Below are 12,635 nucleotides of genomic sequence, written 5' to 3'. Positions count from 1 at the left end.
GTACGACGGATCCACGGAAGGTAGAGATGGACACCACACGCACCAGGGAGATCGTCCGCAAGCTCTTCGAGGACGTACAGGCGGGCAACCTGCAGGGAGTGCTCGACGCCCTGTCCCCGTCGATCGTCTTCGAACTTCCCGGCAACGAGTTCAACACCGTCATCCCCAACCTGCGGACGTGGCGGGGGCACGACGAGGTGGTCGAGGCGTTCCGGCTGCGGACCGCCTTCACCGACATTCTCGAGTTCGAGCAGCGGGAACTGCTGGCCGAGGGCAACCGCGCCTTCGTGGTCAACTACCAGAAGCTGCGGCACCGCGGGACCGGCATGACCGTGGACTTCGAGTTCTCGATGATGCTGACGGTCGACGAAGACGGCCGGATCGCGCACTGGAAGGCCTTCTTCGACTCCGTACCCGAGGTCGAGCTGTTCCGGTCCGACATCGGGCAGCGGCTCCTCGCCGCGATCCGCGACGGGGCCGCCGACCAGGTCACGAAGCTGCTCAGGGACGGCGCGGACCCCGACCACCGGGACCCGGCGACCGGTCTGACAGCCCTGCAGACCGCCGCCGGTGAGGGCCGCGCCGACCTGGTGAAGGCCCTGATCAACGCCGGCGGTGACGTCTTCAGCACCGACAGCCGCGCCGGCGGCACCGCTCTGCACAAGGCGGTGCAGAACGGCGACCTCGACACGGTCCGCGTCCTGGTGGAAGCCGGGGCCTTCGTCGACGCCGTCGCCGCCACGACCGGCCACACGCCGCTGATGGACGCCCTGTGGTACAAGTGGCCGGACGTCGTGGAGTACCTGTTGGACAGGAACGCGGGGGTCAACCTCTCCACCCACTACGGCTTCTCCATGAAGGAGCACTTCGAGTACGAGCTGAACGTCAACAGCCTCGGCAAGGAGAAGCTGTTGGCCGCCGAGCAGATGCTGCGCAGGCGTGCCGAGAACGACGAGCGGCAGGTTCAGCAGCAGCGGTTGATGGCGGCGGTGACCAGGGGTGACCTGGATGAGGTGCGGACCCTGCTGGACGAGGGCGCGCCGGTCGACGCCCGGTTCCCGGTCCTCAACGGCTTCAACGACGCGCACACGCCGCTGCTGGTCGCGGCACGCGACGGGCACACCGCCATCGTCCGCGCGTTGCTGGCCGCCGGTGCGGACGTCAACGCCACCGAGCCGACCTTCGGCGCGGTGCCGCTGCACAAGGCGGTGTACAACGGCCACGCCGACATCACCGCCATCCTCGTCGCCGCTCCCGGCGTCGACCTGAACTACCAGGGGGCGACCAACGGTTACACCCCGCTGCACGACGCGCTCTGGCACGGCTACGCGGACTGCGCCCGGGTGCTGATCCAGGCCGGGGCGGCGTTGGACCGCGTCGGCCACGACGGGAAGACCCCCCTCGACGTGGCGATCGAGGTGTTCGGTGACGACCACGAGATCACCGCTCTGGTCCGCGACAACGCCTGACGGCCGTGGCCGGGCGGGGCAACCCCGCCCGGCCGCGGTGCGGGGGGCGGGCCGTCGCCGGCCCGGAGGCATCCGGGCCGGCGACGGCGGAGCGTCGCCTCCGTACCGGCCGCGGGTGGGCACCGCCCGGTCAGGTCCACCGGCCCAACTGGAAGTCGATGGCGGCGGCGTACGGGGCGTACCGGCCCCGCAGTTGCTGGAACCTCGTCCACGTCTGGTGGCGGTCCCGTTCCTCCGTCAGGCCCACGCTGATCGCCACGCCCACGGTCTCGTCGAACGCCCGTTCCTCCCGGCCCTGCAGGCTGACCGGCACGGTATGGATGACCACACCCATCTGCTCGGCCACCTGCTGCAGCCAGGCCGACCCGTTGCGCAGCAACGCGCGCCCCCCGGAGGGTGCCACGGTGGGTGCCACCGCCTCCAGCAGCGCCGCGGAGTCCAGCACGATCACCGCGGCCTGTAGCCAGGACAACGAACCGGCCGACCGGGAGTGAGCCAGCGCCGGGCAGCTCAGGTGGGCGTGGCAGGTCTCGGCCAGCCACCGGTCCCAGTCGGCGAAGTAGTCGTCGACCCGGTGCCGCTGGGCGAGCCTCAGGTCCGTCAGGAGGTGGTCCGGGTCGGCCAGCAGGGACGGATCGACGAGGAGCCCGGTCAGCATCCGCTCACGTCGGTCGTAGGCGATCACGAAACGGACGAGATGGGCCAGGAAGGCGCCGGCCACCAGCGCCACCGACCCGAACGCGCCCAGCTGCCACACGACAGCGGCGCCATCGAGGCGGAGCGTGAGGAACCGGGTCAGGTCGTCGAGGTTCACGACCAGGCCGGCCGACCGCGCCAGGAGCACGAAGCCCACCTCCACACCCAGCGCCCAGGCGATCGCCACGACGAACAGGCTGACCGGGGCGTACATGTCGAGCAGCAGACGGCGCAGCGGTACCGGTAGTCGGTGGGCGACACCCACACTCACCGCGAACAGCACCTGGACGGTCCACCGCGCCGCCCGGGAGGAGCCACGCTGCGGGACGAAGACCGTCCGGACCACGCTCAGCCAGACCAGGATGAGCAATCCCGCACCCGCTGCGGCCGCGGTCACGTCAGACATTCGCTCTCTCCCGCCAGGAGTTTACGGATTCACGAATTAGGACGCACCTCCGCGATGTCGTCATTGGTGCACCATCTCCGATTATGGTCACCCGCGCGGGCCGCCGACAGCGGCCGCTGGTGGTGGTATCCCGAGTACCAGGCGTACTTTGTCGGCGCCGATCCCACAGGTGGGAAGTATTCGACCCGCACCACTACGTCGACTCCACCTTGCCGGCCTCCGGAACCCGGAAATACAACAATGCGACGACCTATTTTCGGCACGACGACGCTGTCCGGGGGAAAAATGTCCTTCATCGACGCACGGCTCGAGGCGATCCTGTCCGACGAAATCGCCGACCCGCACGCGGTACTCGGTGCCCATCGGCACGGCGACACGACTGTGGTACGCACCATACGCCGCGGGGCCGACCGGGTGGAACTGGTGCTGCCCACCTCGACCCGTCCGATGACCCGCGTCCATTCCATCGGCCTGTTCGAGGCCACGGTGGACGGATCCGTCACCGACTACCGGCTGAGCGTCGACGGCGAGCCGGCCGACGACCCGTACCGTCATCCGCCCAGCCTCGGTGAGCTCGACCTGCACCTCATCGGCGAGGGTCGACACGAACGGCTGTGGACGGTCCTCGGCGCGCGGGTCCGTCCGGCGGGTGTCAGCTTCGCGGTGTGGGCGCCGCGGGCTCGGGCGGTCCGGTTGGTCGGCGACTTCGTCGGATGGAGGGTCGGCGACGGACTGCCGATGCGCCGGCTAGGGGGCTCGGGGGTGTGGGAGATCCTGGTCCCCGACATCGGCGACGGGGCCCGCTACATGTACCAGGTACGCGGCGCCGACGGCCGGTGGCGGGCCAAGGCCGACCCGCTGGGCAGGTGCGCCGAGCCGCCCCCGTCGCGGGTCAGCGTCGTCGTCGCGTCGTCGTACCGGTGGGGCGACCGGGCGTGGCTGCGTCAGCGGGCCGAGACGACACCGCTGCACCGTCCGGTCAGCGTCTACGAGGTGCACCTGGCCTCGTGGCGGCCCGGACTGTCCTATCTGGAGTTGGCCGACGAGCTCGTCGCCTACCTCGACGACCTGGACTTCACCCACGTGGAGTTCCTGCCGGTCGCCGCGCACCCCTACGGCGGGTCGTGGGGTTACCAGGTGACCGGCTACTACGCTCCGGATCCCCGGCTCGGCACCCCCGACGAGTTCCGCCACCTGGTGGACCGGCTGCACCGGGCCGGGATCGGGGTGATCCTGGACTGGGTTCCCGCGCACTTCCCCACCGACGACTGGGCGCTGCGGCACTTCGACGGCACACCCACCTACGAGCACCCGGACCCGCGGCGGGGTGAGCACCCCGACTGGGGAACCGCGATCTTCGACTTCGGCCGGCCGGAGGTACGCAACTTCCTGGTCGCCAACGCCCTCTACTGGTTGGAGGAGTTCCACGTCGACGGGCTCCGGGTCGACGCGGTGGCCAGCATGCTGTACCTCGACTACTCCCGCGCTCCCGGACAGTGGTTGCCGAACGCCCGGGGCGGGCGGGAGAACCTGGAGGCGGTCTCGTTACTGCAGGAGGTCAACGCCACGGCGTACCGCCTGCACCCGGGGATCATGATGATCGCCGAGGAGTCGACCGCCTGGCCCGGCGTCACCCGACCCACCGACCAGGACGGCCTGGGGTTCGGTTTCAAGTGGGACATGGGATGGATGCACGACACCCTGGGATATCTGGGTGAGGATCCGGGTCGCCGACCCGCTCGCCACCACGCCCTGACGTTCGCCTCGTCGTACGCCCTCAGCGAGCACTTCGTCCTGCCGATCAGCCACGACGAGGTGGTGCACGGCAAGGGTTCGCTGTTGACGAAGATGGCCGGCGGCCCGGACGCACAGCGGGCCAACCTGCGGGCACTGCTGGCCTACATGTGGGCCCATCCCGGCAAACAGCTGCTTTTCATGGGTTGCGAGTTCGGCCAGCTCTCCGAGTGGAGCGAGCAGCACGGCCTGGCCTGGGAGCAGGCCGACGACCGGATCCGTCGCCTGGTGCGGGACCTGAACCGACGGTACCGGCGGGAGCCGGCCCTGTGGTCACTGGACGACCGGCCGGAGGGCTTCCGGTGGATCGACGCCGACGACGCGGACGGTGCCACGTACGCCTTCCTGCGACAGGCCGGTGACGGAAGCGTCGTGGTCTGCCTGACGAACCTGTCGGACCGGGACCGGGACGCGCACCGGGTGGGCCTGCCGGGCACCGGCCGGTGGCTCGAAGTGATCAACACCGATTCCACAGTCTACGGCGGGGGCGGCGCGGGCAACCTCGGGGTCGTCGGGGCCGAGCCGCTGCCGTGGCACGGGATGCCGGCCTCGGCCGTACTCCGGCTGCCGGCACTGACGACGCTGTGGCTACGCCCGGAATCCGCCGCCCACCCCGGGTGAACCGGGACGCCGGTGGTCGCCGCGGACGGCCGACACGAACGGCACCCGTCACTCCGTGCGGTCGGCGTTGCCGCCGCTCGTACGGATTGCCGATAATTGTTTCATCCAGCGAAGGCAGGCGTAATTCGCCGCCGCCGTACCGCTGACGGAGATCCCCGGACAATTCCGTTCCGGTACGCGTGCCGCGACAAACCCGGTGGACACCGCCGCCTCCGAATGACCGCCCAGATCTGTCGACGGGAGAGGTAGATGCTGTTCTACGTTCAGATGAAATGGAACCACGAGGGTCGGGTGACCCTGGACGAACTGTGGGAGATCGAGGCCGAGGAGACCGCGCACGCCCAGGAGACCGTGGATTCCGGTTTCGCCGTGGGCATCTGGAAGGTCGCCGCCCAGAAGCGCGTCATCGCCATCATCGACTCACCCAATGCCGAGGAGTTGGACCGGACCGCTCTGGGCCGGCTCCCGATGCGCGAGTACCTGGAGTTCGAGGTCGTCTGGCCGTTGCGGGACTACCTGGGCTTCGCGGCCGACGTGCAGCAGCGGTACAAGGTCTGACCCGCGCCCCGGCGCCGCCCGCACGAGGAGAGGAAGAGACGTGATCCATCAGATGATCTTCGCCTACCCGAAGCCGGGTATGTCGGAGGAGGAATTCCAGCGGTACTGGCTCGACGTGCACGCCGTCGAGTACGCGAGCAAGATCCCGCAGATCCGCCGCTACATGATCGACACCCGGATCCCGCTCGACGACCGGGATGACGAGCCACTGTGGAGTGGTGTCGCCGAGATCTGGCTGGCCAACGAGGAGGAGCAGTTGGCCTCGCTGCAGACCGAGGAGTTCCTGCAGGGGGCCCGCCTCGACGAACCCCGCTGGGCGGCGTTCTGGCGCACCGTCGTACTCGACACCGACGCGCACGTCCTGGTCGAGCCACCCGCGCACACCGGCACCGGTCCCGGGGTCAAGCTCATCCGGTTGGTCAAGCGGCGCGAGGGCGTGCCGTTGGCGGACTTCCGCCGGCGCAGCCTCGGTGAACACGCCCAACTCGTCCGTCAGGTCCCCGGCCTGCGCGGCTACCTGCAGGGCCACACCCGCGACGGTGCGTACGGCATCGGCGAGGCGGTGCTCGACGCGGCGTACCAGCTGTGGTTCGACGACGTCGAGTCGGTCCACCGTGCCCTGTCCTCCGCGGAGTTCCAACAGGCCGAGAAAGAACTGCGGAGCTTCGTCGAGCCCCGCTACATCCACCAGATGCTCACCCGTGAGCACTGGGTGATCGGGCCGGAGAGCCGCTGACCTGGCCAGCTCCGGTGACAGGCGACGTGTCCACGGCGTGGCCGGCCTCCGGCCGGGACCACCCGGGAACCCCGACCGGCCGTCACCGGCGCCACCCGTCCGCCACCGCCGTCCGACGGCGGTGGCGGACGGGTTCCCGTCTGCCTGCCCGTGGCTTCCCGGCCACGGCGGGAGGAGTGATCGCGACAATGAAGAGAATCGCCGTTGAGGACGTCTCCCCGGTCGTCGCCGAGGGGGCCCACCCCGTCAAGGCGGTCGTTGGCGAGCAGATGACCGTACGCGCCACGGTGTGGCGTGAAGGGCACGAGAGGGTGGCCGCGACCGTGGTCTGGCGCGGCCCGCGGGACCACGGTCCGCGGAGCACCCGGATGACCCCCGGGGCACCCGGCACCGACTCCTGGTTGGCGACCATCACACCGGACGTCGCCGGGCTGTGGACGTTCCGGGTCGACGGCTGGGCTGACCCGTGGGAGAGCTGGCGGGACACCGTGGCCGCCAAACTGGCCGACGGCCAGGGCGCCGGCTCACTGGACAACGACCTCGAGGTGGGCGCGCGGCTGCTGGACCGGGTGGCCCGTAGACCCGGCGCGGGTCACGGCCGAGGGCTACTGTCGGCCGCCGCCGCCGCGCTGCGGGACACCGCCCTGCCGCTACGGGAGCGGCTGCGTCCCGCCGAGAGCGCCGAGGTCCGGGCCGCCCTGTCCCGGATCCCGGTCCGTCAGTTCGTCAGCCGGGGGCCGACCCGGCAGGTCTGGGTGGACCGGCCCCGTGCCCTGTCCGGCGCCTGGTACGAGTTCTTCCCCCGCTCGACGGGGGGCTGGGACGACACCGGCGAGCCGGTGCACGGCACGCTCGTCACCGCCGCCGGGGAGCTGGACAGGATCGCCGCAATGGGCTTCGACGTGGTCTACCTGCCGCCGATCCACCCGATCGGGGAGCAGCACCGCAAGGGCCCGAACAACACGATCTCCGCCGCGGCCGACGACCCTGGTTCCCCCTGGGCGATCGGTTCCGCCGCCGGCGGCCACGACACCGTGCACCCGGCGCTGGGCACCATGGCCGACTTCGACGCGTTCGTGGCCCAGGCGCGCGGCCTCGGCCTGGAGGTCGCCCTGGACCTGGCGCTGCAGTGCGCGCCCGACCATCCGTGGGTGACCGCGCACCCGGAGTGGTTCACCACCCGACCGGACGGCACCATCGCCTACGCCGAGAACCCGCCCAAGCGCTACCAGGACATCTACCCGCTCAACTTCGACAACGACCCGGCGGGCCTCTACGCCGAGATCCTGCGGGTGGTGCTGCTCTGGGTCGAGCACGGGGTACGGATCTTCCGGGTGGACAACCCGCACACCAAACCACCGGACTTCTGGCACTGGCTGATCTGGCGGGTCAAGCAGCAGTGGCCCGACGTGCTGTTCCTCGCCGAGGCATTCACCCGACCGGCCCGGCTGTACGGCCTGGCCAGGCTGGGCTTCAGCCAGTCGTACACCTACTTCACCTGGCGTACCAGCAAGCAGGAGCTGATCGACTTCGGAAACGACCTGGTGGCACACGCGGACGAGGCCCGACCCAACCTGTTCGTCAACACCCCCGACATCCTGCACGCCAGTCTGCAGCACGGCGGGCGGGCGATGTTCGCCCTGCGTGCGGCGCTGGCCGCGACGATGTCGCCGACCTGGGGGGTCTACTCCGGCTACGAGCTGTTCGAGGACGAGGCGGTGGGCGAGGGCAGTGAGGAGTACCTGAACTCGGAGAAGTACCAGCTGCGCCCCCGCGACCACGCCGCCGCGCTGGCCCAGGACCGGTCGCTGCAACCGTGGCTGACCCGGCTCAACGAGATCCGCCGCGCCCACCCGGCGCTGCGCACCCTGCGGACCCTGCGGTTCCACCACACCGACGACGACGCGCTGATCGCGTACTCCAGGACCGACCCGGAGGGGACGGACGTGGTGCTGGTCGTGGTCAACCTGGACCCGCACCGGCCGCGGGAGGGCACCGTCCGGTGGGACCTGCCGGCGTTGGGCCTGGACCCGGACGCCCGGTTCACCGTGCTGGACGAGGTCGGCGGGGAGATCTTCCAGTGGCGTGAGCACACCTACGTCAGGTTGGAGCCGCAGCGGGCGGTCGCCCACATCGCCACGGTGGTGCGGTCGTGAGCGCCGGAACCGTCGGCGGCCGGGTCCTCGAGGTCGACGCCCAGGAGTTCGGCTCGGCCCGGCCGCCCCGGCCACAACACCAGTGGTACAAGCGGGCGGTCTTCTACGAGGTGCTGGTCCGGGCATTCAAGGACTCCGACGACAACGGCACCGGCGACCTGCGCGGCCTGGCCAGCAAGCTGGACTACCTGGCCTGGTTGGGGGTGGACTGCCTCTGGCTGCCCCCGTTTTACGACTCGCCGCTGCGCGACGGCGGCTACGACATCCGCGACTTCCGCACGGTGCTGCCCGAGTTCGGCCGGGTGGAGGACTTCGTCCACCTGCTGGACCAGGCGCACCTGCGCGGCATCCGGGTGATCACCGACCTGGTGCTGAACCACACCTCCGACACCCACCCGTGGTTCCAGGAGTCGCGGCTCAACCCGGACGGGCCGTACGGCGACTACTACGTCTGGTCCGACACCGACACCGGCTACCCCGACGCCCGGATCATCTTCGTGGACACCGAGGTGTCGAACTGGACCTACGACCCGGTGCGCGGTCAGTTCTACTGGCACCGGTTCTTCTCCCACCAGCCCGACCTGAACTACGAGAACCCGCAGGTCGCCGAGGCCATGATCGACGTGCTGCGGTTCTGGCTGGACCTGGGCATCGACGGGTTCCGGTTGGACGCGGTGCCGTACCTGTTCGAGGAGGAGGGCACCAACGGCGAGAACCTGCCGCAAACCCACGACTTCCTCAAACGGTGCCGGCGGGTGGTCGACGAGGAGTACAGCGACCGGGTGCTGCTGGCCGAGGCCAACCAGTGGCCGGCCGACGTGGTCGAGTACTTCGGCGACCCGGCCGTCGGCGGGGACGAGTGCCACATGGCGTTCCACTTCCCGCTGATGCCGCGGCTGTTCATGGCGGTGCGCCGGGAGAGCCGGTACCCGATCTCGGAGATCCTGGCCCAGACCCCGCCGATCCCCTCCGGCGCCCAGTGGGGCATCTTCCTGCGCAACCACGACGAGCTGACCCTGGAGATGGTCACCGACGAGGAACGCGACTACATGTACGCCGAGTACGCCAAGGACGCCCGGATGCGGGCCAACATCGGCATCCGGCGCCGGCTGGCCCCGCTGCTGGACAACGACCGCAACCAGCAGGAACTGTTCACCGCGATGCTGCTCGGCCTGCCCGGCTCGCCGGTGCTGTACTACGGCGACGAAATCGGCATGGGCGACAACATCTGGCTCGGTGACCGGGACGGGGTACGCACCCCGATGCAGTGGACCCCGGACCGCAACGCCGGCTTCTCCAACTGCGACCCCGGCCGGATCTACCTGCCGGTCATCATGGACCCGATCTACGGTTACCAGGCGGTCAACGTCGAGGTGGAGACGAACAACCCGGCCAGCCTGCTGAACTGGACCCGCCGGATGATCCAGGTCCGCCGCCAGCATCCCGCCTTCGGCCTTGGCGAGTACGCCGAACTGGGCTCCTCCAACCCGAGCGTGCTGGCCTTCCTGCGCCGGCACGTCGGCGAGGACGACGACGGCACACCGGTGGAGAGCGTCGTGCTGTGCGCGTACAACCTGTCCCGGCGCCCGCAGCCGGTCGAGCTGGACCTGTCCGACCACCGCGGCCGCGAACTGGTCGAGCTGACCGGCGGGACCCGGTTCGGCGTCGTCGAACGGCCCACCTACACCCTCACCATGCCCGGTCACGGGTTCTTCTGGTTCGGGGTGCTGCCGGTACGGGAGGCGTCGTGACCGCCACCGCGTGGACGTACGCCTTCGGTGAGCCCGTCGCGGCCCGGCTGGGGCCGGCACTGGCCGACTGGTTGCCCACCCGGCGCTGGTTCGGCAGCGGCGGGCGGCGCCCGGAGCAGGTCGAGGTCGTACGGGCGGTCGAGCTGACCGACCACGGCCGGCACGGCGGGCCGCGAGGGCTGCTGGTGGTCGTCGCCGTCCACCTGGGCGACACCGTCGGGCACTTCCAGCTGCTGCTGGGCCTGCGCCCGGACGACTCCCCGACCTGGCTCGGCGGCGAACTGGTGCTGCACGCCGGCGGGACGCTGGTCTACGACGGCACCGCCGACCCGGAGCTGATGTCGGCGCTGCTGCGGCTGATCGCCGACGGGGCCCGGGTGGGTGAGCTGCGGTTCGTCCCGGAGCGGCCGGCCGACCTGCGCCTGGCCCGGCGGGCCGGGCTGCGGGTCAGGCGCGGCTCCGCCGAGCAGTCCAACACCTCGGTGGTCTTCGGCGACCGGTTCATCCTCAAGCTGTTCCGCCGGCTGTCCCCCGGGGTCAACCCGGACCTGGAGGTGCACCGCCGGCTGGCCGGCGGGGCACACCTGGCCCGGCTGGCCGGCGCGGTCGAGGGCGAACTGCACGGCCAGCCGGTCACATTCGGGGTGCTGCACTCCTTCGTCCCCCGGGCGCGGGAGGGCTGGGACCTGGTCACCACCGGTGTGCGGGCGTTGCTGGACGGCGAGCCGGAGCCGGTGGACCTGCTGCCGGAGCTGTCCGAGCTCGGCTCGGCGGTCGCGGCGGTGCACACCCAACTGGCCGACGCGTTCGGCACCGCCGAGGTGACAGGTCCGGCACTTGCCGCGGCCCGTTCGCGGATGCACGACCGGCTGACCGCCGCCGCCCGGGATGCGCCGGTGCTGCTGCCGCACCTACCCGCCCTGCGTCGGGTGCTGGACCGGTTACCGGCCGGCCCGACCGAACGGGCCCAGCGGGTGCACGGCGACCTGCACCTCGGTCAGGTGCTGCGGACCACCGACGGTTGGCTGCTCATCGATTTCGAGGGCGAACCGGCCGCGCCGATCGGGGACCGGGTGACCCGGCGTTCGCCGTTGCAGGACGTCGCCGGGATGCTCCGGTCGCTGGAGTACGCCGCCGGGCACGCCCTGCTGGCCGGCGGCGCGCCAGAGGACCCCGGGCGCCAACGGGTCGCCCGGCAGTGGGTGACCGCGGCCCGGGACGCCTTCTGCGCCGGCTACACCGCCGCCGGCGGGGTGCCGCTGGGCGACCGCGCCGGCCTGGACGCCTACGAGCTGGACAAGGCGGTCTACGAGGTGGTCTACGAGACGCGCAACCGGCCCGGATGGGTGGACATCCCGCTGCGGGCCGTACGCCGGTTCGCCGCCGCCCAGCCGGACGCCGACAGTGGACCTGCCGAAATGCCGACCGGTCACACCGGCGACATCGCAAAGTGACGACGGCACCTTTCCCCCACCTTGTCGCCGGCCTGTCGGATTGGTTGACTTGAATTACCGAACAAGAAGGGGGAACGACTCGGGCGCGTAATTACGAGACAATCCGGCAGCATTGTTCCGCACGTGCGGGAATGAAGGAGAGAAAGTGTCCAAGAAGATTCTCATCGTTCTTTCGGAATACGGTTACTGGGGCGAGGAACTGCTCGGTCCGCTGGTCAACTTCGACCAGGCGGGTTACACGAGCGTCTTCGCCACCCCCAACGGAAAGCGCCCGGTGGCGCTGCCGCCGAGCCTGGACCCCGGCTACGTCGACCCGCCGCTGGGCCGGACCGTCACCACCCCCGAGGTGGCCGTGGCCGCCCGTGAGCTCGACGAGTCCGACCGGCTGGCCAACCCGATCAGCCTGGCCGACTGGATCCCGGAGCGGCCGTACGACAGCGAGTCGAACCACCTGCGGCTGCTGGAGGCCTACAACCGGGAACTGGCCACGCTGGACAGCGACATCCAGCAGTACGACGCGCTGACCATCGTCGGCGGCAGCGGCCCGATCGTGGACCTGGTCAACAACGGCCGGCTGCACGAACTGATCCTGGCCTTCCACCGGGCCGACAAGCCGATCCTGGGTCTGTGCTACGGCGTGGCCCCGCTGGCGTTCGCCCGGGACTGGGAGGACCGGGAGAGCATCATCTGGGGCAAGCACGTCACGGGTCACTGCAAGGAGTACGACTACAAGGACGGCACCGGTTTCGTCGGCGTCGACTTCAACATGGGCCCGCCGCCGTACCCGCTGGAGTACATCCTGCGCGACGCCACCGGCCCCGACGGTCGTTTCCACGGCAACGTCGGCAGGGAGACCTCGGTCATCGTCGACTACCCCTTCGTCACCGCCCGGTCCACCCCGGACTCGTTCCTGGGCGGCGAGAAGCTGGTCGAGGTGCTGGAGAACGGCCTGCGCCGGTACGGCTGGTAACCGGACGGTCTGACACACGGGTGA

General features: G+C 70.3%; 9 protein-coding genes. 8 read left to right on the top strand and 1 reads right to left on the bottom strand.

What is annotated here, in order from left to right:
• The first annotated feature begins 26 nt into the window (after positions 1-26).
• The gene (locus AB0B57_RS03540; RefSeq protein ID WP_357064766.1) at positions 27-1,469 is read left to right on the top strand and encodes an ankyrin repeat domain-containing protein; all 1,443 of its coding nucleotides are present in this window, start codon (positions 27-29) and stop codon (positions 1,467-1,469) included.
• Positions 1,470-1,599: 130 nt separating this feature from the next.
• Here the strand turns inward: AB0B57_RS03540 and AB0B57_RS03535 are convergent, their stop codons facing one another.
• Entirely contained in the window at positions 1,600-2,571 is a 972-nt protein-coding gene (locus AB0B57_RS03535; RefSeq protein ID WP_357064765.1) for a hypothetical protein, read from the bottom strand.
• 285 nt (positions 2,572-2,856) lie between these two features.
• Between AB0B57_RS03535 and glgB the strand changes: the two genes are divergently transcribed.
• The 7 genes from glgB (at position 2,857) to AB0B57_RS03500 (ending at position 12,611) form a co-directional block, all read left to right on the top strand.
• A complete protein-coding gene (gene glgB, locus AB0B57_RS03530) occupies positions 2,857-4,986 on the top strand; it encodes a 1,4-alpha-glucan branching protein GlgB (RefSeq protein ID WP_357064976.1) in 2,130 nt (709 codons plus the stop codon).
• 249 nt (positions 4,987-5,235) lie between these two features.
• Entirely contained in the window at positions 5,236-5,544 is a 309-nt protein-coding gene (locus AB0B57_RS03525; RefSeq protein WP_357064763.1) for a muconolactone Delta-isomerase family protein, read from the top strand.
• Positions 5,545-5,584: 40 nt separating this feature from the next.
• The gene (locus AB0B57_RS03520) at positions 5,585-6,280 is read left to right on the top strand and encodes an EthD family reductase (RefSeq protein ID WP_357064761.1); all 696 of its coding nucleotides are present in this window, start codon (positions 5,585-5,587) and stop codon (positions 6,278-6,280) included.
• Between the two features lie 188 nt (positions 6,281-6,468).
• Positions 6,469-8,436 (top strand): alpha-1,4-glucan--maltose-1-phosphate maltosyltransferase, encoded by a 1,968-nt coding sequence (locus AB0B57_RS03515; RefSeq protein ID WP_357064759.1) that lies wholly within the window; start codon positions 6,469-6,471, stop codon positions 8,434-8,436.
• Positions 8,433-10,187 carry a maltose alpha-D-glucosyltransferase gene (treS, locus tag AB0B57_RS03510; protein WP_357064758.1) on the top strand — a complete coding sequence of 585 codons (1,755 nt, stop codon included), beginning with the start codon at positions 8,433-8,435 and terminating at the stop codon, positions 10,185-10,187. Before AB0B57_RS03515 ends, treS begins: the two co-directional genes overlap by 4 nt.
• Complete coding sequence (locus tag AB0B57_RS03505) at positions 10,184-11,641, top strand: aminoglycoside phosphotransferase (protein WP_357064756.1); 1,458 nt, start codon at positions 10,184-10,186, stop codon at positions 11,639-11,641. Before treS ends, AB0B57_RS03505 begins: the two co-directional genes overlap by 4 nt.
• A gap of 145 nt (positions 11,642-11,786) precedes the next feature.
• A complete protein-coding gene (locus AB0B57_RS03500) occupies positions 11,787-12,611 on the top strand; it encodes a type 1 glutamine amidotransferase domain-containing protein (RefSeq protein ID WP_357064754.1) in 825 nt (274 codons plus the stop codon).
• Positions 12,612-12,635: the final 24 nt, after the last annotated feature.

It is taken from the genome of Micromonospora sp. NPDC049101, assembly GCF_040648675.1.
In the GTDB taxonomy this organism is placed as follows: Bacteria; Actinomycetota; Actinomycetes; order Mycobacteriales; family Micromonosporaceae; genus Micromonospora.
Note: the sequence above shows the minus strand (reverse complement) of the source record. Positions and strands in the feature narration are given on the sequence as shown.